Origin of the sequence: Kosakonia sp. LAM2021 (assembly GCF_016620385.1) — a bacterium.
Taxonomy (GTDB): domain Bacteria; phylum Pseudomonadota; class Gammaproteobacteria; order Enterobacterales; family Enterobacteriaceae; genus Kosakonia; species Kosakonia sacchari.
In genome coordinates this window covers 218,051-239,024 of the sequence record NZ_JAENHT010000007.1, presented here as the reverse complement: position 1 = coordinate 239,024, position 20,974 = coordinate 218,051, and the positions used below count along the sequence as shown (strand labels likewise).

Genomic DNA, 20,974 nt, shown 5'->3' with positions numbered 1-20,974 from the left:
AAGTTAATGCTGGCCAGGTCGATATTAGTGGTGCAATCCCGACTCTTTCACGGACTATGGCCATGCTTAAAAATATACGGGTTATTACAGGCATCATTATTGCTCTTTCAGTATTTTGTCTTCTTCAACTGGTTACTGGGGGTCTTTTCTACTCGGCGGTCAATAACGACAGGGTCAACTTTCAGAACACTGGCGTTTTGAACGCGCAGCAAGAAAATCTTGGCGACAGCGTGAACACGCTTATCAAAACACGCGTTACCGTTACCCGCGTGGCAATCCGCTTTTTGAAAAACCAGCGCGATCCGGCGTCGCTGGCCAGCATTGAAAAACTGCTCACGACGGCGGCAGATTCTCTGGGTAAGTCCGAAGGGTATTTCAACAACTACAAAAGCACACCGCGCGTTGCCGGGCAGGACGCCGCATTAGCCGACGAAGTGGCGCAGAACATCACCAAAATGCACGATGTGTTGCAGCAGTCGATCGCCTTCCTGCGCGCCAATAACTACGAGGCTTATGGCAACCTCGACGCGCAGCAAGCGCAGGATGATATGGATGCCAGCTACGCCAAATGGCGGGCGGAAAACAACACCTTCCTGCAAGCCGCCGCACAGCAAAACCAGAGCAGTTTTACCAGCATGCAGTGGACGCTGGGCGTGATTTTGTTGGTGGTAATTGCGGTAATGACCGTTATCTGGCTGGGTTTGCAGCACTTGCTTCTGCGCCCGCTGCACAGCGTGATGGGGCATATTCGCGCTATCGCCGGGGGCGATTTGACGATGAGCATTTCGGCTGAAGGGCGTAACGAAATGAGTCAGCTCGCCGCCGGTTTACATGAAATGCAAACGTCGCTGGTGAAAACCGTCAGCGCGGTGCGTAACAGCTCCGATTCGATTTACACCGGCGCGAGTGAAATCTCCACCGGCAACAACGATCTCTCGTCGCGTACCGAGCAACAAGCCGCCTCGCTGGAAGAGACCGCCGCCAGCATGGAACAGTTAACGGCAACGGTGAAACAGAACACCGATAACGCCCGTCAGGCATCGCATCTGGCGAAAAACGCCTCCGATACCGCCGCTCGCGGTGGTGAAGTGGTGAATAACGTTGTGCGCACGATGAGCGAAATTTCCGACAGTTCGCAGCAAATCGCCCATATCACCAGCGTGATCGACGGCATTGCCTTCCAGACCAATATTCTTGCGCTCAACGCTGCGGTAGAAGCGGCGCGCGCCGGTGAACAGGGCCGTGGTTTTGCGGTGGTGGCAGGCGAAGTCCGTACGCTGGCAAGCCGCAGCGCGCAGGCGGCTAAAGAGATCAAAACCCTGATTGATAACTCCGTGAACCGGGTGAACTCGGGTACCACGCAGGTTGCGGAAGCGGGCGATACGATGAAAGAGATCGTCAATGCCGTTACGCGCGTGACGGATATTATGGGCGAAATCGCCTCTGCCTCTGAAGAACAGAGCAAGGGGATTGAACAGGTGAGCCTTGCGGTATCGCAGATGGACAGCGTAACCCAGCAGAACGCCGCGCTGGTGCAGGAATCCGCCGCTGCTTCCGCTGCGCTGGAGCAGCAAGCCGAGCAGTTGCGCCAGGCGGTTGCCGTGTTCCGTGTTAACGGACACAACGCGCTACTGAATGCAAAACCGGGCAAACCGCAAGCCACGCCGCTGCGCCCGGTCGCTACCGCAGCGTCATCAAGCAGTGACAACAACTGGGAAACGTTCTAACCCCCGCAAAAAGCCAGCGCGATATGCTTGTCGCGCTGGCTTTTCTTCCTTTCACGATGATCTTCTTAAGCCGGATGGCGCCGCAACGCGGTAGCGGTTACTGGCTACTGTTTGCCCGCCTCTTGTGCTGCATCACTCTGTTTTGCCGTCTGCAAAAAAACCGCGAACTGCTGCCATTGCTGCTGTAGCGCGCTGATGTGGTTTTTCTCGATATCACGCATAAACGGCAGCGTTCCGCTACTGTCCACTGACTGATTAAACTGCGTGAACCAGCTATCGCTGTCAGTATCGCTGGCGGTGATACTCAGCATTTGATTGCGTACCGTCTGGGAGGCATGAGTGCCCGCGCTCAGTTGATCAATCGCCTGCTGATGTTGCCTGGCTTGTGTCGTATTGCCCAGGCTTTGCGCCAGATTCGACGCCTGCGTCAGCACCACGCGGTTAATCTGATCGGCCTGATCGGCTTTTTCAGCAATAAAACCGGCGACAAACGCGCTGGCCTGTTGCTGATAATCAGCAGAGATGTACTTTGACACCACCTCATTGAGCTTCGCCTGGGTCATCGACAGATCCATCGCGCTGGTCGTGTAATCACCGCTCGCTTGCGGTGAGACCAGCGCCTGATGCAGCGCGGCGGCCATGTCATCGGGGTTAACGGTTGAGTGCTGGAAAAAGTCGATAAATTTCACCGCGTCGCCCGCGCTTTGCGGATCGGAATAGAACTCGCTGGCGAGGCTTGGCCCACGGGCATAAGTGGACATGTTGGTATTGCGAACCACCGCCATTGCCTGAGCCCTCTTTTCAGCTTCTTCTTTGGTCGGCGCAGTGTGCCCTTCCATGCCCTTCGCCAGCGCTTCTGCTGAGATATTGACGGAAATTGAGCTTTCCGTGACGATCTCTTTTCCGGCAAAAGTGATGGTTTTTGACTGACGTACTTCGGGCAACGTCTGGGACGCGGCAGCCGAACCGATATCCTGAATGCTCATATCTTCTCCGTAGAATTGACGTTCATCAGTCGGTTATCGTCGGCGCGGCAACGGTTCTTTACTTTTTTGCGCAAAATTCACGCATAACCACCATAAATTGGGGTGTTATCAGGTGAGTTTGAATAATGGGCGGAGACCCGCCCGACGGAGTTAATTGCGGGTTTGCACCCAAAACGCGTGGATCAGGCCAGGGAAATAGCCCAGCAGTGTAAGCAGGATGTTAATGATAAATGCCCAACCGAAGCCTTTGCCAAGCAGCACGCCCAGCGGCGGCAGAATAATGGTAAATACAACTCGCCAGAAACCCATATAAACCTCCTGTGCAACGTCATTCCAGTTGATTGAAAAGAAAGACAATCCCTTAAAGATTAGCCACTTTGCCTGCAGCTGCCACTTTCACTGACCGTGTTTACCCTCTTTTACGCTGTACCCAGGCGGACGTTCAGGCTATGTTTATCTTCACAAACTCATTACAAAAGGAGCAAAATATGTTTTCTGTCGGTGATATTGTGCAGCCACGTATTGGCGGGCCAAAACTGAAAGTACTGGAAGTCCATCAGGATCAGATTGTCGCGGTTCCGGCCCACGACGAGCAGGCAGCAAAAATCACGCTGAAAGCGGAAGATGTCTCTCTGTATAAAGAAGACGGTGATTTTGGCGTCTGCTGATCGGCGGCGGTGGGCGTTCACCCACCGCTTCAAACTCCATTTCCATTCAAAAAAACCGCATAAACAAGCAACCTCATTTTCAGCACTAAACACTACCATTCACGCTTAGTTAGCATAAAAAATGCTGCCTAATGTTTTATTTTCTTCCGCAAAGCATAGCGCTCTAAAACCCGCCCATTTTGTCACCAGCCAGTCAGTGCGCCACATCACATATAAAATATAACCACTTGATATTTAATACATTTAATAGCCAGCCCAACAAAAATAATGAAATGCGTAAAATTCACGCAAACGCAGAGCACTTTATCCAATAAAGAAAAAAAAATAAAAATTTATCGCTAGTTGTTAGTTTCAATGCAGACAGATAATCTACACACATCAAGCCAGCCGTTTCAAAACGCTACCACGACCGTTCATTAGCCTGTTTATTGATTATCAAGGAGCACCACCATGTTCTCTTCGCAGTCTCGCCTGCGTCACGCCGCTGCGGACACCTTTGCTATGGTTGTCTACTGTTCGGTAGTGAACATGTTGATTGAAATATTTCTCTCCGGAATGAGCTTTGAACAGTCACTTTCATCGCGGCTGGTGGCTATTCCGGTGAACATTATTATTGCCTGGCCTTATGGTATGTACCGCGATGCGTTTATGCGTTACGCCCGCCGTATTAGCCCGTCTGGCTGGATGAAAAACCTGGCCGATGTGCTGGCTTACGTGACCTTTCAGTCTCCGGTGTATGTCGCCATTTTGTGGGGAGTCGGTGCCGACTGGCACCAGATTGTCGCCGCAGTCAGTTCCAATATTGTGCTGTCGATGATGATGGGCGCGGTGTACGGTTACTTCCTCGATTATTGCCGCCGCCTGTTCCGGGTGAGCAACTACCATCAGGCCAAGGCCTGATGGCGGGCGGCAGGCTTTGGTCTGCCGCCTTTTTAATGCGCTTCGCCAAATAATCCCGTAATAAATTTTTCCAGCGCCACGCGCGAGCTAAAGCCGTGCGGAATGCCGTAATGCTCCTGCGCATCGCCGCCGAAGTAGAGCGGGAAATTCTGGTAGTGATCGCACAGTTTGATGTCCGAGGCGGGTTCCGCAAGCGACGAACTGCGTTCTTTCAACGTGGGGTGAATCACCAGCGCCGTGCGTCCCATACGCGCTTCGCGGTTAACATACACATAATTTTCGCCACGGCGATAACCATAGGTTTTCGGCGTGGCCACATCCATGGTGAATCCCACTTTTTCCAGCACGCGCGCCACTTCATCGGGTCTTAAATACATAGATTTTCCTCGTCATCTTTCCAAAGCCTCGCCACCTTACATGACTGAGCATGGACCGTGACTCAGAAAATTCCACAAACGAACCTGAAAGGCGTGATTGCCGTCTGGCCTTGAAAATTATGGTCTAAACTAAAATTCACATCGAAAACGAGGGAGGATCCTATGTTTAACAGACCGAATCGCCGTGACGTAGATGAAGGTGTTGAGGATATTAACCACGATGTTAACCAGCTCGCTGACAGCCTTGAAGCCGTGCTGAAATCCTGGGGCAGCGACGCGAAAGACGAAGCTGAAAGCGCGCGTCGTAAAGCACAGTCCCTATTGAAAGAGACCCGCGCACGCATGCATGGTCGCAGCCGTGTGCAACAAGCGGCGAGAGACGCCGTGGGTTGTGCCGATACGTTTGTGAAAGACAAACCCTGGTGCAGCGTTGGCGCTGCCGCCGCGGTCGGTATTTTTCTTGGCGCGCTGCTGAGCTTGCGCCGCTAACGGATTTCCGCCCTGCTGACCCCTGCCGGTTTCAACGCCCGTAGGGGTTTTTATTTGTCTGCACATCGCCCTTTTCTGTACGAAACGCGTACACACCGCCCTTACCCATTGTTTCTATCCTCCGGGCAAAGCCTATGACAATTTCCTATATATTGTGTGGTTGCATCTTTAAATAACTACATCTAGTATTCAAATCAGTAACACAGACACTAACTGACGCGAACCTTCGCGCCGCCAATCCATTTTAAACGGAAATACGAATTATGCGCATTACCATTTACACTCGAAATGATTGTGTTCAGTGCCACGCCACCAAACGCGCGATGGAAAGCCGTGGCCTGGCGTTCGAAATGGTGAACGTTGACCACGTGCCGGAAGCGGCCGATGAGCTGCGTGCGATGGGCTTTCGTCAGTTACCGGTGGTTGTCGCCGGGGAAACAAAATGGTCCGGTTTCCGCCCGGATATGATTAACCGCTTACATGCCGCACCGAGCGTGGCCAGCGCATGAGCACCCTCGTCTACTTCTCCAGCAGCTCGGAAAACACGCAGCGTTTTATCGCGCGTCTCGGGCTGCCGGCCGTGCGCATTCCGCTTAATGAGCGTGAGCGTATCCAGGTAGACGAACCCTATATCCTGGTGGTGCCCAGTTATGGTGGCGGCGGCACGGCAGGCGCAGTTCCCCGCCAGGTGATCCGTTTTTTGAACGATCCGCAAAACCGTGCGTTGATTCGCGGCGTGATCGCCTCCGGCAACCGTAATTTCGGCGAAGCATTTGGTCGCGCAGGCGATGTGATATCGCAAAAATGCGCCGTGCCATATCTGTATCGTTTTGAGTTGATGGGCACCCAACAGGACATCGACAACGTGCGTAAAGGAGTAAGCGAATTTTGGCTACGACAACCGCAGAGCGTGTGATGCAATCCGCGCCCGATTTCCACGCGCTGAATGCGATGCTGAATCTTTATGATAAAGACGGCCGCATTCAGTTTGATAAAGACCGCGAGGCGGTGGACGCCTTTATGGCAACCCATGTGCGCCCGAATACCGTGATGTTTAACAGCCAGGATGAACGTCTGAACTGGCTGGTGGCGGAAGGTTATTACGACGATAGCGTGCTGGCCCGTTATGACCGCGCGTTCGTCGTCGATCTGATTGCCGATGCACATGCCAGCGGTTTCCGCTTCCAGACCTTTCTCGGTGCATGGAAGTTTTACACCAGCTACACGCAAAAAACCTTCGATGGTAAACGCTATCTTGAACACTTCGAAGATCGCGCCTGCATGGTGGCACTGACGCTGGCCCAAGGCGATAAAACGCTGGCGCGCCAGTTAACCACCGAGATCCTCTCGGGTCGTTTCCAGCCCGCGACGCCAACGTTCCTCAACTGCGGCAAACAACAGCGTGGCGAGCTGGTCTCCTGCTTCCTGTTACGCATTGAAGACAATATGGAGTCGATTGGTCGCGCGGTGAATTCCGCGTTGCAGCTTTCCAAACGCGGTGGCGGCGTGGCATTTCTGCTCTCCAACTTGCGTGAAGCTGGCGCACCGATCAAGCGCATTGAAAACCAGTCTTCCGGGGTGATCCCGGTGATGAAAATGCTGGAAGATGCCTTTTCCTATGCCAACCAGCTCGGCGCACGGCAGGGTGCGGGCGCGGTTTATCTGCACGCGCATCACCCGGATATTCTGCGTTTTCTCGATACCAAGCGCGAAAACGCCGACGAGAAAATCCGTATCAAAACCCTGTCGCTGGGCGTGGTGATCCCGGATATCACTTTCCGTCTGGCGAAAGAGAACGCCGAGATGGCGCTGTTCTCGCCTTATGACGTCGAGCGTTTATACGGTAAACCGTTCGGCGACGTTGCTATCAGCGAGATGTACGAGCAATTGCTGGCCGACGAACGCGTGCGTAAAAGCTACATTAACGCCCGCGATTTCTTCCAGACGCTGGCGGAAATTCAGTTTGAATCAGGCTACCCGTACATCATGTTTGAAGATACGGTTAACCGCGCCAACCCGATTGCCGGACGCATTAACATGAGCAATCTGTGCTCGGAAATTTTGCAGGTCAACAGCGCCTCGACCTTTGATGAGAACCTCGATTACGCCGACACCGGACGCGATATCTCTTGTAACCTTGGCTCGCTCAACATTGCGCACACTATGGACTCGCCGGACTTTGGCCGTACGGTGGAAACCGCCATTCGCGGTTTAACCGCGGTGTCCGACATGAGCCATATCCGCTCGGTGCCCTCGGTGGAAAACGGCAATGCCGCCTCGCACGCCATCGGGCTTGGACAGATGAACCTGCACGGTTACCTGGCGCGCGAAGGCATCGCCTACGGCAGCCCGGAAGGACTCGATTTTACCAATTTCTATTTCTACACCATCACCTGGCATGCACTGCATACCTCAATGATGATCGCCCGCGAACGCGGTCAGCATTTTGCCGGTTTCCCGGCCTCGCGCTACGCCAGCGGCGAGTATTTTAACCAGTACCTTGAAGGCGACTGGCAACCGAAAACGGAAAAAGTGCGGGCGCTGTTTGAACGTGCTGGCATCACCATCCCAACCCGTGAGATGTGGCAACAACTGCGTGAAGATGTGATGCGCTACGGGATCTATAACCAGAACTTGCAGGCGGTGCCGCCGACCGGGTCGATCTCGTATATCAATCACGCGACATCAAGCATTCACCCGATTGTGTCGAAAATTGAGATCCGCAAAGAGGGCAAGACCGGGCGCGTTTACTACCCGGCGCCGTTTATGACTAACGACAACCTGGCGCTGTATGAAGACGCCTACGAAATCGGTCCGGAAAAGATCATTGATACCTATGCCGAAGCCACGCGCCATGTGGATCAGGGGTTATCGCTGACGCTGTTCTTTAAAGACACCGCCACCACCCGCGATATCAACAAAGCGCAGATTTACGCATGGAAAAAAGGCATCAAGTCGCTGTATTACATTCGCCTGCGCCAGCTTGCGCTGGAAGGCACCGAAATCCAGGGCTGCGTGTCCTGCGCGTTGTAAGGAGAAAAGGATGAGCCAACTATCACGCGTCAGCGCAGTGAACTGGAACAAAATCCAGGACGATAAAGACCTGGAAGTGTGGAACCGCCTGACCAGCAACTTCTGGCTGCCGGAAAAAGTGCCGCTGTCGAACGATATTCCCGCCTGGCAGACGTTAAGCCCGGCAGAACAGCAGCTTACCATCCGCGTATTTACCGGTCTGACGTTGCTCGACACCATTCAGAACACCGTCGGCGCACCCGCGTTGATGGCGGATGCGCTTACGCCGCACGAAGAAGCGGTGTTGTCGAATATCAGCTTTATGGAGGCGGTGCACGCCCGCTCTTACAGCTCTATTTTCTCTACACTCTGCCAGACCAAAGATGTCGATGCCGCCTACGCCTGGAGCGAAGAGAACGCCGCATTGCAGCGCAAAGCGCAACTGATTTTGCACTATTACCGCGCCGATGAGCCGCTGAAAAAGAAAATCGCCAGCGTATTTCTGGAATCGTTCCTCTTCTATTCCGGTTTCTGGCTGCCGATGTACTGGTCAAGCCGCGGTAAGCTCACTAATACCGCTGATTTGATTCGCCTGATCATTCGCGATGAAGCGGTGCACGGCTACTATATTGGTTATAAGTATCAGAAAGGGCTGGAAAAAGTGAGTGCAGAAAAACGCGAGGAGTTGAAAACTTTCGCACTGGATCTGCTGATGGATCTCTACGAGAACGAACTCAGTTACACCGACGATCTGTACGCCGATAGCGGCTGGGCCGAGGATGTGAAAGCGTTTCTCTGTTACAACGCCAACAAAGCGCTGATGAACCTCGGTTACGAGCCGTTATTCCCACCGGAAATGGCTGACGTCAACCCGGCAATTTTGTCCGCGCTCTCGCCAAATGCCGATGAAAACCACGACTTTTTCTCCGGCTCCGGCTCGTCCTATGTGATGGGTAAAGCCGTCGAAACCGAAGACGAAGACTGGAACTTCTGATCTTTCTTTCCTCTCCTCATCGGGAGAGGAATATCCATTTTCATATTGCATTTGAAATAACCCGCTGCGAAAAAAGGATATTATTATTTCAATAATGTCTTCATGATTTCCCGGCACAATATCCCTTCAGCTTCTACACTGTAATTGTCTCGTCATTTTCATCTGAATCAGCACTATTCAGGTGCGATTTTCCGATGAATTTCAAAAAAATCTCATCCGCCGCCAGCCCTTATTTCATGGGAAATAGCGGCAATTATCGCTTAAGCAAATTCTTAAAGACGGGAAATTCAGGGTTGTCTCAGATTCTGAGTATGCTAGGGTATATCCAGTCAATTATTCTCACCAGGTACGATATCGACACAATAAATAACAGGAACTCTATTATTGCATGGCAATTAAATTAGAAGTTAAAAACCTTTATAAAATATTTGGCGAGCATCCGCAGCGAGCTTTCAAATATATTGAAAAAGGACTTTCGAAAGAACAAATTCTGGAAAAAACGGGGCTGTCGCTTGGCGTGAAAGACGCCAGTCTGGCCATTGAAGAAGGCGAGATATTTGTCATCATGGGGTTATCCGGATCGGGTAAATCCACTATGGTACGCCTTCTCAATCGCCTGATTGAACCCACCCGCGGACAGGTGCTGATTGACGGCGTGGATATCGCCAAAATATCAGACGCCGAATTACGCGAGGTGCGCAGGAAAAAGATTGCGATGGTCTTCCAGTCATTTGCGCTAATGCCCCATATGACGGTGCTGGATAATGCCGCCTTTGGCATGGAATTGGCCGGTATTTCGGCGCAAGAACGCCAGGAAAAAGCGCTGGACGCGCTGCGTCAGGTTGGGCTGGAGAATTATGCACACAGTTATCCGGATGAACTTTCTGGCGGTATGCGCCAGCGTGTTGGTCTGGCGCGCGCATTAGCCATCAACCCCGATATCTTATTAATGGATGAAGCTTTCTCCGCGCTCGATCCATTAATTCGCACCGAAATGCAGGATGAACTGGTAAAGCTTCAGGCCAAACACCAGCGCACCATTGTATTTATTTCCCACGATCTCGATGAAGCAATGCGTATTGGCGACAGGATTGCCATTATGCAAAACGGTGAAGTGGTACAGGTCGGCACACCGGATGAAATATTGAATAATCCGGCCAATGATTATGTGCGCACCTTCTTCCGTGGCGTGGATATTAGCCAGGTATTTAGCGCCAAAGATATTGCGCGTCGAACGCCTGTCGGGCTAATTCGCAAAACGCCCGGCTTCGGCCCGCGTTCGGCGTTGAAACTGTTGCAGGATGAAGACCGTGAATTCGGTTATGTGATTGAACGCGGCAATAAATTTGTCGGCGTTGTCTCCATCGACTCCCTGAAAGAGGCGCTCGGTCAAAGCCAGGGGATCGAGGCGGCGTTAATCGACTCCCCGCTTGCGGTGGATGCCGAAACGCCGCTCAGCGAGTTGCTCTCCCACGTTGGACAAGCGCCCTGCGCCGTGCCGGTGGTCGGTGAAGAGCAACAGTATGTGGGCATCATCTCCAAACGGATGCTGCTGCAAGCTTTAGATCGCGAGGGGGCAAACAATGGCTGATCAAAACAACCCGTGGGATAGCGCACCAGCAACCGACAACGCCGCACAGTCTGCGGATGCCTGGGGCGGCGGCAATAGCGCACCAACCGATGGCAGCAGCGCAGACTGGCTGCACAGCGCGCCGGCACCCGCGCCGGAACACTTCAATATTATGGACCCGTTCCATAAAACGCTGATCCCGCTCGATAGCTGGGTGACGCAGGCGATCGACTGGGTGGTGATGCACTTCCGCCCGCTGTTTCAGGGCATTCGCGTACCGGTGGATTACATCCTCAGTGCGTTCCAGCAGATGCTGCTGGGCATGCCCGCGCCGGTGGCGATTATTCTTTTCTCGCTGATCGCCTGGCAGATGAGTAGCGCCGGAATGGGCATTGCCACGCTGGTATCGCTGATTGCCATTGGCGCCATCGGTGCCTGGTCGCAGGCGATGGTGACATTAGCGCTAGTGCTGACCGCGCTGCTGTTCTGCGTGGTGATCGGCTTGCCAATGGGCATCTGGCTGGCACGCAGCCAGCGCGCGGCGAAAATCGTTCGCCCGTTGCTGGATGCGATGCAGACAACCCCCGCGTTTGTCTACCTGGTGCCGATTGTGATGCTGTTTGGTATCGGCAATGTGCCGGGCGTGGTGGTGACCATTATCTTCGCCCTGCCGCCGGTGGTGCGTCTGACCATTCTCGGCATTAACCAGGTGCCGGCCGATTTGATTGAAGCCTCGCGCTCATTTGGCGCAAGCCCGCGCCAAATGTTGTTTAAAGTACAGTTACCGCTGGCCATGCCCACCATTATGGCGGGAATTAACCAGACGTTGATGCTTGCCCTCTCCATGGTAGTGATCGCCTCGATGATCGCCGTTGGCGGGCTTGGCCAGATGGTACTGCGCGGTATTGGCCGCCTTGATATGGGGCTTGCCACCGTTGGCGGCGTAGGGATTGTTATCCTCGCCATCATTCTCGACCGCCTGACGCAGGCTGTCGGTCGCGACTCCCGCAGCCGGGGTAATCGTCGCTGGTATCAAACCGGCCCGCTGGGTCTGCTGACCCGCCCTTTCGCTAAATAATCTGTCGCCCGGCAACTCGCCGGGCAGCAGTATCCCACCTGAACAATAAGGAACAACGATGCGACATAGCGTACTTTTTGCCACAGCGTTTGCCACCCTTGTCTCTACCAGTGCATTTGCTGCGGACGCAGAACTGCCAGGCAAAGGCATCACCGTCAAGCCATTTCAAAGCACTATCGCCGAAGAGAGCTTCCAGACATTGCTGGTGAGCCGCGCCCTTGAAAAACTCGGCTACACCGTGAATACCCCGGACGAAGTGGATTACAACGTGGGCTACACCTCAATGGCGGCGGGCGATGTGACTTTTACCGCCGTCAACTGGCAACCACTGCATGACGACATGTATGCCGCCGCCGGGGGCGACAAAAAATTCTACCGTCAAGGCACCTATGTCACCGGTGCGGCGCAGGGATATTTGATCGATAAGAAGACCGCCGAGAAATATCACATCACCAACATTGAGCAGCTAAAAGATCCGAAAATCGCCAAATTGTTTGACGGTAACGGCGACGGCAAAGCCGATATGATGGGTTGCTCACCGGGTTGGGGCTGCGAAGCGGTCATTAACCACCAGCATCAGGCTTACGGTCTGGAAAACACCGTCACCGTTAGCCACGGGAACTACTCGGCGATGATGGCGGATACCATTACCCGCTTCAAAGAGGGTAAACCGGTACTCTATTACACCTGGACGCCATACTGGGTAAGCGACGTGCTGAAACCGGGTAAAGATGTGGTGTGGCTGCAGGTCCCGTTCTCTTCCCTGCCGGGTGAACAGAAAGATATCGACACCAAACTGCCAAACGGCATGAATTACGGCTTCCCGGTGAACACCATGCATATTGTTGCCAACAAAGCCTGGGCTGAAAAAAACCCGGCGGCGGCAAAACTTTTCGCAGTGATGAAATTGCCGCTGGCCGATATTAATGCCGAAAACGCCATGATGCATGCGGGCAAATCGTCTGAAGCGGATATTCAGGGTCACGTTGATGGCTGGATCAAAGCGCACCAGCAGCAGTTCGACGGCTGGATCAAAGAGGCGCTTGCCGCGCAGAAATAACCTGTTGCGCTAAGCCTTCCCAAAGCGCCATCGGTTTTTTGCCGAATGGCGCTTTTGCTTATTCAGGCTCTGCCCGCCTGTTCGCCTGTTCGCCTGTTCGCCTGTTCGCCTGCCAGGGTAGGTCACCGCACGTTCCGACACGCGATCTTCCTCACAAAATTCAATCTATTGCTATGATGAGTGTCTGGAAAAACATACCTGACTTACAACGCCAATGACCACACCGAACCAGGGCCTTAGCCCGGCGCTGATTGCGCTGATGTCCGTTGCCACCGGCCTCGCCGTTGCCAGCAACTACTATGCGCAACCGCTCCTCGATACCATCGCCCACGCCTTTTCACTCACACCCAACCAGGCCGGATTTATCGTCACCGCCGCCCAGCTTGGCTACGCCGCCGGGCTGTTATTTCTCGTGCCGCTTGGCGATATGTTCGAACGACGCTCGCTGATTGTGCTGATGACGCTGCTGTCGGCAGGCGGCATGTTGATCACCGCCAGTAGTTCATCGCTCGGGCTGATGATCCTCGGCACCGCGCTGACCGGGCTGTTTTCCGTGGTGGCACAAATTCTCGTACCGCTGGCCGCCACGCTGGCAACCCCGGACAAACGCGGCAAAGTGGTGGGCACGATTATGAGCGGTCTGCTGCTCGGCATTTTGCTGGCGCGCACCGTTGCCGGATTGCTGGCAAGCCTTGGCGGCTGGCGCACGGTTTACTGGGTCGCCAGTGTGTTAATGGTGCTGATGGCGCTGGCGCTGTGGCGCGGGCTGCCGAAAATCAAGCAAGAGAATCACCTTAATTACCCGCAACTGCTTGGCTCGGTGTTTGGCCTGTTTGCCGGTGACAAACTGTTACGTACCCGGGCAATGCTCGGCTGTCTGAGCTTTGCGAACTTCAGCATTTTGTGGACGTCAATGGCGTTTTTGCTGGCCTCGCCGCCGTTTCAGTTCTCCGAGGCGACGATCGGCCTGTTTGGCCTGGTCGGCGCAGCAGGTGCACTCGGCGCGCGGCAGGCCGGTGGGCTGGCGGATCGGGGTCATTCCCATCTCACCACCACCGGCGGCCTGATTCTGTTGCTGCTCTCCTGGGTGGCTATCTGGCTTGGACACAGCTCGGTTATCGCCTTGATTATTGGCATTATCGTGCTGGATCTCACCGTGCAGGGGGTACACATCACCAACCAGACGGTTATCTATCGCGTGAAACCGGACGCGCGAAACCGCCTGACCGCCGGGTATATGACCAGCTATTTTATTGGCGGCGCGGCAGGCTCGCTGATCTCTGCTTCCGCATGGCAACACGCAGGCTGGACAGGGGTTTGCCTCGCAGGTAGCGTGCTGGCGCTGCTGAATCTGCTGGTTTGGTGGCGAGGATTTCACCGCCAGGAGGCGGCAATGTAAACAACCACCCACGTTTGCACGTTTCGGAGGAACACCGGGGTGTTAACGAGTCACTCAGTCTGTTAAGGTTATGGGACTTGTTTATCCCGGTTATATTAACGTGGGTGATATATAACAAACATTATGGATATGGATAGTTCAGTAACCGCAACAAAGAGCACGTCTGACCAGAGCGCGACATTTCTGGAAGGTATCAAAGACAGCCTTCCCATCGTTTTGAGCTACGTCCCCGTTGCGTTTGCCTTTGGCATGAATGCCACCAAACTCGGTTTTACCCCACTCGAAAGCGTTTTCTTCTCCTGCATTATTTATGCGGGTGCCAGTCAGTTCGTCATCACCACCATGCTTGCCGCAGGTAGCGCATTATGGGTTGCCGCGCTGACCGTAATGGCCATGGATGTTCGCCACGTGCTGTATGGCCCGTCGCTACGCAGCCGTATTCTGCAACCACTCAAAAACCGCAAAACGGCCGTCTGGGCTTTTGGCCTGACGGATGAGGTATTTGCCGCCGCCACCGCGAAGCTGGTGCGTGATAACCGCCGCTGGAGCGAAAACTGGATGATCGGCATTGCCTTATTTTCCTGGCTTTCCTGGGTGGCTGGCACGGTGCTGGGCGCGTTTTCCGGCGACGGACTGCTGGATGGTTACCCGGCGGTGGAATCGGCGTTAGGGTTTATGTTGCCCGCGCTGTTTATGAGTTTCCTGCTCGCCTCGTTCCAGCGTCGCCAGATAAGTGCCGTCACGGCAGCGCTGCTCGGTGCACTGGCGGGCGTCACGCTGTTTTCCATTCCTGCCGCGATTCTGGCCGGGATTTTCGCCGGCTGCCTGGCCGCGCTGGTACAGGCGTTTTATCAAGGAGCACCTGATGCGCAATGAGGTGCTGCTGCTCGGTCTGCTGGTGGGCTGCGTCAATTTTTTATTCCGTTATCTGCCGTTGCGTCTTCGCGCCGGACAGTCGCGCCCGGCGAAACGCGGCGTGAGCAGTGTATTTTTGGACACCATTGGCATCGCGTCTATCTGCGCACTGCTGGTGGTCTCCTGCGTGCCGGAAATCGCCGCCGACAGCCGCCGCCTGTTGCCAACGCTTACCGGTTTCGCCGTGCTCGGCGTGAGCTTCTGGAAAACACGCAGCATTATTATCCCCACGCTACTGAGCGCTTTCGCGTACGGAATCGTCTGGAAACTCCTGACAGAAGCATAGATAAGGCAAATTTATTACTACAAATAATACATTTACTTTATTTGTCACTGTCGTTACTATATCGACTGCAATTAATGAGGTTATACCCAAATGGATAGTTCGTTTACGCCCATTGAACAAATGCTTAAGTTTCGCGCCAGCCGCTATGAAGATTTCCCGTTTCAGGAAATTCTGTTAACCCGCCTGTGTATGCATATGCAGGGCAAGCTGCTGGAAAACCGCAATAAGATGCTGAAAGCGCAGGGCATTAACGAGACGTTGTTTATGGCGCTGATTACCCTGGAATCCCAGGAAAATCACAGTATTCAGCCTTCTGAGCTGAGTAGCGCGCTGGGCTCATCCCGTACCAATGCGACACGCATTGCCGATGAGCTGGAAAAGCGCGGCTGGATTGAGCGTCGCGAAAGCGATAACGATCGCCGCTGTCTGCACCTGCAGTTGACCGATAAAGGTCATGAGTTCCTGCGCCAGGTTCTGCCCCCGCAGCATAACTGCCTGCATCAACTCTGGTCTTCGCTGAGCGTTGGCGAAAAAGATCAGCTTGAGCATATCACCCGAAAACTCCTGACGCGTCTCGACCAGATGGAAGAAGACGACGTCATTCTCGAGGCGTTGCGCTAACGCGATAAGACGCTCGAATATCCAGGATATAAAAATACTGAAGAGCCAGTATCTACTGGCTTTTTTGGCAAAAACAGGCCGGCGTTTGCCGGGATGAAAATAAGAAGATCGTGGAGAAAAGCATGAGCGCAAATGCGGAGAGTCAAACCCCGCAGCAACCGGTCAAAAAGAAAGGTAAACGTAAAAGTACCCTTCTTCTGCTGACCTTGCTCTTTATTGTTATTGCCGTGGCATACGGGATTTATTGGTTTTTGGTACTGCGTCACGTCGAGGAGACCGATGACGCGTACGTGGCAGGGAACCAGGTGCAAATCATGGCGCAGGTGTCCGGCAGCGTGACGAAAGTCTGGGCCGATAACACCGATTTCGTTAAACAGGGCGATGTACTGGTGACGCTGGATGCGACAGATGCGCAGCAGGCGTTTGAAAAAGCGCAAACCGCGCTGGCAAGCAGCGTGCGCCAGACCCGCCAGTCAATCATCAACAGCAAACAGCTGCAGGCGAGCATTGAGCTGAAAAAAACCGCCCTCGCCCAGGCGCAGAGCGATTTTAACCGCCGCGTGCCGCTCGGCAGTGCCAACCTGATTGGCCGCGAAGAGCTGCAACACGCCCGTGACGCCGTGGCCAGCGCACAGGCAGAGCTGGATGTCGCCATTCAGCAATACAACGCTAACCAGGCCATCGTGCTTGATACCCGTCTGGAAGATCAACCTGCGGTAAAACAAGCAGCGACCGAAGTTCGCAATAGCTGGCTGGCGCTGCAACGGACCAAAATCGTCAGCCCAATCACCGGCTACGTTTCCCGCCGTGCCGTACAGCCTGGCGCGCAGATCACCACGTCGACCGCGTTGATGGCAGTCGTTCCGGCCAGCAATTTATGGGTGGATGCGAACTTTAAAGAGACGCAGCTTGCGCATATGCGTATTGGTCAGAGTGCCACCATCATCAGCGACATTTACGGCGATGAAGTGAAGTACACCGGTAGAGTGGTCGGTCTGGATATGGGCACCGGCAGTGCGTTCTCGCTGCTGCCTGCGCAAAACGCCACCGGTAACTGGATCAAAGTGGTTCAGCGTCTGCCAGTGCGTATTGAGCTTGATGCAAAACAGCTCGCCGATCATCCGCTGCGTATTGGTCTTTCCACGCTGGTGAAAGTGGATACCGCCGATCGTGAAGGTCAGGTGCTGGCAAGCCAGGTGCGCACCAGCCCGGCTTATGAAAGCAATGCCCGGGAAATCAGCCTTGAACCGGTCAACACGTTGATCGAAAACATCGTGAAAGCCAACGCCGGTTAATCTGAGGTGAGTGCAATGCAACAGAAACCGCTGGAAGGCGCGCAGCTGGTCATTATGACCATTGCGTTGTCGCTTGCGACCTTCATGCAGGTGCTGGACTCGACCATCGCTAACGTTGCTATTCCGACTATTGCCGGTAACCTTGGCTCCTCGCTGAGCCAGGGTACGTGGGTGATCACCTCGTTCGGGGTGGCGAACGCTATCTCGATTCCGATCACTGGCTGGCTGGCGAAACGCGTTGGGGAAGTGAAGCTGTTTCTCTGGTCTACCGTCGCCTTCGCTATCGCCTCCTGGGCTTGCGGCGTCTCCAACAGTCTGGGGATGCTTATCTTCTTTCGCGTGATCCAGGGGATTGTCGCCGGGCCGCTGATCCCGCTGTCACAGAGCTTGTTGCTCAGCAACTATCCGCCCGCCAAGCGCTCTATCGCGCTGGCGCTGTGGTCAATGACGGTGATCGTCGCGCCGATTTGCGGGCCGATCCTCGGCGGCTATATCAGCGATAACTACCACTGGGGTTGGATCTTCTTTATCAACGTACCGATCGGTGCGCTGGTGGTGTTGCTGACGCTGCAAAGCCTGCGTGGGCGCGAAACGCGTACCGAGCAGCGGCGCATTGATGGCGTAGGGCTGGCGTTGCTGATCGTCGGTATCGGTAGCCTGCAGGTGATGCTCGACCAGGGTAAGGAGCTCGACTGGTTTAACTCGACGGAGATCATCGTGCTGACGATTGTCGCCGTGGTGTCGATAAGTTTCCTGGTGGTGTGGGAGTTGACCGACGATAACCCGATAGTCGATCTGTCGCTGTTTAAGTCGCGCAACTTTACCATCGGCTGTTTGTGTATCAGCCTTGCCTATATGCTCTACTTCGGCGCGATTGTGTTGTTACCGCAGTTGTTGCAGGAAGTGTATGGCTACACCGCGACCTGGGCGGGGCTGGCTTCTGCGCCGGTTGGCGTGATCCCGGTGCTGTTGTCGCCGATTATTGGCCGCTTCGCGCATAAGCTGGATATGCGCCGTCTGGTGACGTTCAGCTTTATTATGTATGCGGTGTGCTTCTACTGGCGTGCGTATACCTTCGAACCGGGCATGGATTTCGGCGCTTCGGCGTGGCCTCAGTTCATTCAGGGTTTCGCGGTGGCGTGCTTCTTTATGCCGCTGACGACTATCACTCTTTCCGGTTTGCCACCGGAACGGCTGGCGGCGGCGTCGAGCCTGTCGAACTTCGCGCGTACGCTGGCGGGCTCCATCGGTACCTCGATCACCACGACGCTGTGGACGAACCGGGAATCGATGCACCATGCGCAGCTTACGGAGTCGGTCAACCCGTACAATCCGAACTCGCAGGAAATTTATAACCAGCTGCAGGGGATGGGCATGTCGCAGCAACAGGCTTCCGGCTGGATAGCGCAGCAGATAACCAATCAGGGGCTGATTATCTCGGCTAATGAGATTTTCTGGTTCTCTGCGGGGGTGTTCCTGATCTTGCTGGGGCTGGTGTGGTTTGCGAAACCGCCATTTGGCGCGGGCGGCGGCGGCGGCGCGCATTAACCTGAAAAGCAAATCGCCTCCTGATGGAGGCGATTTTTCTAATGACTTGTTTTACTTCTCAATGCCGAGAACTTCCAGCGTCATCACGGAAGTCACGCCGGGCGGCACCGCACCAGGTATTCCTTCCTCACCGTAAGCCAACTCGGTGGGAACATAAATCTTCACTCTGCCACCCACGACCAGTTTTTTTACGCCAGCACGCATCACCATCGGCAGTTCGCTCACGCGCGCCGTATTAACTTCGTTCTGTGCGAGAACCTGCCCGGAGCTGACCTTTTCATCCACTTTGAAACGGATGACATCGGTATCGCCAATAGCGGCGCCTGGCCCACGTTTTTCAACCAAATAGACCACGCCGTTATCTGCCCGCACCGCGCCCTTTAGCTTCGCCGCATCGGCAAGCAACTGCTGCCCTTGCTTCTTGTTTCGGGTTATTTCGCGTTGCCGTGCATCGTCTACCTGCTTGTTGAGCGTAGTGAGAACCTTTTCCAGATCGGCATTCGGCATTTGCAGACTGCCCGCAAATTTATCCTGCAAGCCTTGCAGAAAAGCCTGCGGCATAAATTGTTGACCAATGTCTTTCAGCGTTTCGCTTTCAAGCTGAACTTTTGCCGCAAACCAGACGCCCCAGGCATAGTTGACGCGCGCAAGTTGAGACTTATCTGCCGCCAGCGAGAATGCCGGTGAATTCGCTTTACCCGCCCCATTTTCCGCCGCAGCTGGCGCACTCTTCACAGCAGCGAGTTGCTGTTCCATTTGCGCCTTCTCTTCGCCGCTCTGCTTTAATTTCGCTTCCAGCGCGGCAATGTGCGATGCCTGCTCTGCCGTTTGTTTGGTGGCAGCAGCCAACTGACCGGTTATTTCATCGCGCTTTTTATCCACATCGGCAAGCTGGCTTTGTTGATCTGCGGCTTGTTTGGTGGCGGCAGCGAGCTGGCTGGTTATCTCGTCGCGCTGTTTATTCGCCTCGGCAAGCTGCTTTTCCTGTTCTGCAGTTTTTATGGCCGCCTGTTGCAGCTTTGTACTGAGCTCCGCACCCTGCTTTTTCGCTTCCGCCTGTTGCTGTTCCGCCTGCGATTTTTCTTCGCTGCGCTGTTTCAGCGTCGCTTCCAGCGCGGCAAGTTGCAATGTCTGCCCGGCAGTTTGTTTCGTGGCAGCTGCGAGCTGGCTGGTGACGTCGTCGCGCTTTTTATTCGCCTCGACAAGCTGCTTTTCCTGCTCAGCGGTTTTCGTTGCCGCCTGTTGCAGCTTCGCACTGAGATCTGCGCCCTGCTTTTTCGCTTCCGCCAGTTGCTGTTCCGCCTGCAATTTTTCTTCGCTGCGCTGTTTCAGCGTTGCTTCCAGCGCGGCAAGTTGCGATATCTGGCTGCCAGCCTGTTTCGTGGCGGCAGCGAGCTGGCTGGTTATCTCGTCGCGTTTTTTATTCGCCTCGGCAAGCTGCTTTTCCTGCTCAGCGGTTTTCGTTGCCGCCTGTTGCAGCTTCGCACTGAGTTCCGCGCCCTGCTTTTTCGCTTCCGCCAGCTGCTGTTCCGCCTGCGTTTTTTCTTCGCTGCGCTGCTGCAACTCATCTTTCAATGTCGTAATACTTAGCGCCTGCTCACTCATCTTTTTCGCGGCGGCATCAAGGTTATTATTTGCCTCTTCACGTTTATTATTCGCTTCGGCAAGTTGCTTCTCGCTGGCCTGCAGCTGTTGTTGTAGCTGCTTATTTTCACTGCTAATGATCGGCGGCGGCTGTTTGCTATCGTCGCCTACGTTATTTTTTTGCTGTATGGGCGTTGCTGAGATCTGTTTTTTGCGCAGCGTTTCTGCTTCACGCCGCAACTCCACGAGTTTGCGTTTCAGTAACCTGATTTCTTGATCACTTGATGCTTTTTTGGGCGCAGTCTGCTGTTTAGCAGCAGCCTGTGATGAAGACGTAGCAGCTGAGCCTGTACTAGTGTGGTCCGCCGTAAACGGAGACTGCGGCTCGGCTGATATTATGTGTTCCTCGTTTAGTCGGTCGAGTAATGAGGCAGGCTCAGCGCTGGTGGCTGATGTTGATATAGC

General features: G+C 54.3%; 21 protein-coding genes. 17 read left to right on the top strand and 4 right to left on the bottom strand.

The features are described 5' to 3' along the window. Nucleotides 1-62: 62 nt before the first annotated feature. A complete protein-coding gene (locus tag JKP81_RS16455; protein WP_200552565.1) occupies nucleotides 63-1,727 on the top strand; it encodes a methyl-accepting chemotaxis protein in 1,665 nt (554 codons plus the stop codon). 104 nt (nucleotides 1,728-1,831) lie between these two features. On the opposite strand, the gene JKP81_RS16450 is transcribed toward JKP81_RS16455, so the two are convergent. Together JKP81_RS16450 and JKP81_RS16445 are read right to left on the bottom strand one after the other, a co-directional pair. Beyond that, nucleotides 1,832-2,713 (bottom strand): hypothetical protein, encoded by an 882-nt coding sequence (locus JKP81_RS16450; protein WP_200552564.1) that lies wholly within the window; start codon nucleotides 2,711-2,713, stop codon nucleotides 1,832-1,834. A 150-nt stretch (nucleotides 2,714-2,863) separates the two neighbouring features. Continuing rightward, nucleotides 2,864-3,022: a YqaE/Pmp3 family membrane protein gene (locus JKP81_RS16445; RefSeq protein WP_017459341.1), complete on the bottom strand. Its 159-nt coding sequence runs from the start codon at nucleotides 3,020-3,022 to the stop codon at nucleotides 2,864-2,866. A 179-nt stretch (nucleotides 3,023-3,201) separates the two neighbouring features. Here JKP81_RS16445 and JKP81_RS16440 point away from each other — a divergent pair, with 179 nt between their 5' ends. Further along, a complete protein-coding gene (locus JKP81_RS16440; RefSeq protein WP_020454900.1) occupies nucleotides 3,202-3,381 on the top strand; it encodes a hypothetical protein in 180 nt (59 codons plus the stop codon). A gap of 450 nt (nucleotides 3,382-3,831) precedes the next feature. After that, a complete protein-coding gene (alaE, locus tag JKP81_RS16435) occupies nucleotides 3,832-4,281 on the top strand; it encodes an L-alanine exporter AlaE (protein ID WP_017459339.1) in 450 nt (149 codons plus the stop codon). A 32-nt stretch (nucleotides 4,282-4,313) separates the two neighbouring features. Here alaE and JKP81_RS16430 read toward each other — a convergent pair whose 3' ends face one another. Continuing rightward, nucleotides 4,314-4,658, bottom strand: coding sequence for a DUF2002 family protein (locus JKP81_RS16430; RefSeq protein WP_017459338.1), 345 nt, complete (start codon nucleotides 4,656-4,658; stop codon nucleotides 4,314-4,316). Nucleotides 4,659-4,820: 162 nt separating this feature from the next. Between JKP81_RS16430 and JKP81_RS16425 the strand changes: the two genes are divergently transcribed. From JKP81_RS16425 to emrB, 14 genes are all read left to right on the top strand, one after another. Then, on the top strand, nucleotides 4,821-5,147 hold the full coding sequence (locus JKP81_RS16425; protein WP_200552563.1) for a DUF883 domain-containing protein: 327 nt from the start codon (nucleotides 4,821-4,823) through the stop codon (nucleotides 5,145-5,147). Nucleotides 5,148-5,410: 263 nt separating this feature from the next. Then, entirely contained in the window at nucleotides 5,411-5,656 is a 246-nt protein-coding gene (nrdH, locus tag JKP81_RS16420) for a glutaredoxin-like protein NrdH (RefSeq protein ID WP_097401872.1), read from the top strand. After that, nucleotides 5,653-6,063 (top strand): class Ib ribonucleoside-diphosphate reductase assembly flavoprotein NrdI, encoded by a 411-nt coding sequence (nrdI, locus tag JKP81_RS16415; RefSeq protein ID WP_200552562.1) that lies wholly within the window; start codon nucleotides 5,653-5,655, stop codon nucleotides 6,061-6,063. Before nrdH ends, nrdI begins: the two co-directional genes overlap by 4 nt. Next, the gene (nrdE, locus tag JKP81_RS16410; protein WP_200552561.1) at nucleotides 6,036-8,180 is read left to right on the top strand and encodes a class 1b ribonucleoside-diphosphate reductase subunit alpha; all 2,145 of its coding nucleotides are present in this window, start codon (nucleotides 6,036-6,038) and stop codon (nucleotides 8,178-8,180) included. The genes nrdI and nrdE overlap by 28 nt, the downstream gene beginning before the upstream one ends. A gap of 10 nt (nucleotides 8,181-8,190) precedes the next feature. Next, nucleotides 8,191-9,153, top strand: coding sequence for a class 1b ribonucleoside-diphosphate reductase subunit beta (gene nrdF / locus JKP81_RS16405; RefSeq protein ID WP_200552560.1), 963 nt, complete (start codon nucleotides 8,191-8,193; stop codon nucleotides 9,151-9,153). 388 nt (nucleotides 9,154-9,541) lie between these two features. Next, nucleotides 9,542-10,744, top strand: coding sequence for a glycine betaine/L-proline ABC transporter ATP-binding protein ProV (gene proV, locus JKP81_RS16400; protein WP_200552559.1), 1,203 nt, complete (start codon nucleotides 9,542-9,544; stop codon nucleotides 10,742-10,744). After that, complete coding sequence (proW, locus tag JKP81_RS16395) at nucleotides 10,737-11,801, top strand: glycine betaine/L-proline ABC transporter permease ProW (protein WP_200552558.1); 1,065 nt, start codon at nucleotides 10,737-10,739, stop codon at nucleotides 11,799-11,801. The genes proV and proW overlap by 8 nt, the downstream gene beginning before the upstream one ends. A 58-nt stretch (nucleotides 11,802-11,859) precedes the next feature. Continuing rightward, nucleotides 11,860-12,861, top strand: a complete 1,002-nt coding sequence (gene proX / locus JKP81_RS16390; protein WP_200552557.1) for a glycine betaine/L-proline ABC transporter substrate-binding protein ProX — start codon at nucleotides 11,860-11,862, stop codon at nucleotides 12,859-12,861. Nucleotides 12,862-13,075: 214 nt separating this feature from the next. After that, nucleotides 13,076-14,260, top strand: a complete 1,185-nt coding sequence (locus tag JKP81_RS16385) for an MFS transporter (RefSeq protein WP_200552556.1) — start codon at nucleotides 13,076-13,078, stop codon at nucleotides 14,258-14,260. Nucleotides 14,261-14,389: 129 nt separating this feature from the next. Continuing rightward, nucleotides 14,390-15,136: an AzlC family ABC transporter permease gene (locus JKP81_RS16380; RefSeq protein WP_200552555.1), complete on the top strand. Its 747-nt coding sequence runs from the start codon at nucleotides 14,390-14,392 to the stop codon at nucleotides 15,134-15,136. Next, the gene (gene ygaH, locus JKP81_RS16375) at nucleotides 15,126-15,461 is read left to right on the top strand and encodes an L-valine transporter subunit YgaH (protein ID WP_200552554.1); all 336 of its coding nucleotides are present in this window, start codon (nucleotides 15,126-15,128) and stop codon (nucleotides 15,459-15,461) included. Before JKP81_RS16380 ends, ygaH begins: the two co-directional genes overlap by 11 nt. Nucleotides 15,462-15,551: 90 nt before the next feature. Beyond that, nucleotides 15,552-16,082, top strand: coding sequence for a transcriptional repressor MprA (gene mprA, locus JKP81_RS16370; RefSeq protein WP_200552553.1), 531 nt, complete (start codon nucleotides 15,552-15,554; stop codon nucleotides 16,080-16,082). A 50-nt stretch (nucleotides 16,083-16,132) separates the two neighbouring features. Next, nucleotides 16,133-17,377, top strand: a complete 1,245-nt coding sequence (emrA, locus tag JKP81_RS16365; RefSeq protein ID WP_370568891.1) for a multidrug efflux MFS transporter periplasmic adaptor subunit EmrA — start codon at nucleotides 16,133-16,135, stop codon at nucleotides 17,375-17,377. A gap of 15 nt (nucleotides 17,378-17,392) precedes the next feature. Then, on the top strand, nucleotides 17,393-18,925 hold the full coding sequence (gene emrB, locus JKP81_RS16360; RefSeq protein WP_200552551.1) for a multidrug efflux MFS transporter permease subunit EmrB: 1,533 nt from the start codon (nucleotides 17,393-17,395) through the stop codon (nucleotides 18,923-18,925). Nucleotides 18,926-18,976: 51 nt separating this feature from the next. Here emrB and JKP81_RS16355 read toward each other — a convergent pair whose 3' ends face one another. Beyond that, nucleotides 18,977-20,755: an FKBP-type peptidyl-prolyl cis-trans isomerase N-terminal domain-containing protein gene (locus JKP81_RS16355; protein WP_370568888.1), complete on the bottom strand. Its 1,779-nt coding sequence runs from the start codon at nucleotides 20,753-20,755 to the stop codon at nucleotides 18,977-18,979. Between the last annotated feature and the right edge of the window lie 219 nt (nucleotides 20,756-20,974).

Excerpts from the sequence above, each read along its gene's own strand:
- JKP81_RS16455 (WP_200552565.1), top strand. The coding sequence starts at position 63 with ATGCTTAAAAATATACGGGTTATTACAGGCATCATTATTGCTCTTTCA.
- JKP81_RS16450 (WP_200552564.1), bottom strand. The coding sequence starts at position 2,713 with ATGAGCATTCAGGATATCGGTTCGGCTGCCGCGTCCCAGACGTTGCCC.
- JKP81_RS16445 (WP_017459341.1), bottom strand. The coding sequence starts at position 3,022 with ATGGGTTTCTGGCGAGTTGTATTTACCATTATTCTGCCGCCGCTGGGC.
- JKP81_RS16440 (WP_020454900.1), top strand. The coding sequence starts at position 3,202 with ATGTTTTCTGTCGGTGATATTGTGCAGCCACGTATTGGCGGGCCAAAA.
- alaE (WP_017459339.1), top strand. The coding sequence starts at position 3,832 with ATGTTCTCTTCGCAGTCTCGCCTGCGTCACGCCGCTGCGGACACCTTT.
- JKP81_RS16430 (WP_017459338.1), bottom strand. The coding sequence starts at position 4,658 with ATGTATTTAAGACCCGATGAAGTGGCGCGCGTGCTGGAAAAAGTGGGA.
- JKP81_RS16425 (WP_200552563.1), top strand. The coding sequence starts at position 4,821 with ATGTTTAACAGACCGAATCGCCGTGACGTAGATGAAGGTGTTGAGGAT.
- nrdH (WP_097401872.1), top strand. The coding sequence starts at position 5,411 with ATGCGCATTACCATTTACACTCGAAATGATTGTGTTCAGTGCCACGCC.
- nrdI (WP_200552562.1), top strand. The coding sequence starts at position 5,653 with ATGAGCACCCTCGTCTACTTCTCCAGCAGCTCGGAAAACACGCAGCGT.
- nrdF (WP_200552560.1), top strand. The coding sequence starts at position 8,191 with ATGAGCCAACTATCACGCGTCAGCGCAGTGAACTGGAACAAAATCCAG.
- proV (WP_200552559.1), top strand. The coding sequence starts at position 9,542 with ATGGCAATTAAATTAGAAGTTAAAAACCTTTATAAAATATTTGGCGAG.
- proW (WP_200552558.1), top strand. The coding sequence starts at position 10,737 with ATGGCTGATCAAAACAACCCGTGGGATAGCGCACCAGCAACCGACAAC.
- proX (WP_200552557.1), top strand. The coding sequence starts at position 11,860 with ATGCGACATAGCGTACTTTTTGCCACAGCGTTTGCCACCCTTGTCTCT.
- JKP81_RS16385 (WP_200552556.1), top strand. The coding sequence starts at position 13,076 with ATGACCACACCGAACCAGGGCCTTAGCCCGGCGCTGATTGCGCTGATG.
- JKP81_RS16380 (WP_200552555.1), top strand. The coding sequence starts at position 14,390 with ATGGATAGTTCAGTAACCGCAACAAAGAGCACGTCTGACCAGAGCGCG.
- ygaH (WP_200552554.1), top strand. The coding sequence starts at position 15,126 with ATGCGCAATGAGGTGCTGCTGCTCGGTCTGCTGGTGGGCTGCGTCAAT.
- mprA (WP_200552553.1), top strand. The coding sequence starts at position 15,552 with ATGGATAGTTCGTTTACGCCCATTGAACAAATGCTTAAGTTTCGCGCC.
- emrB (WP_200552551.1), top strand. The coding sequence starts at position 17,393 with ATGCAACAGAAACCGCTGGAAGGCGCGCAGCTGGTCATTATGACCATT.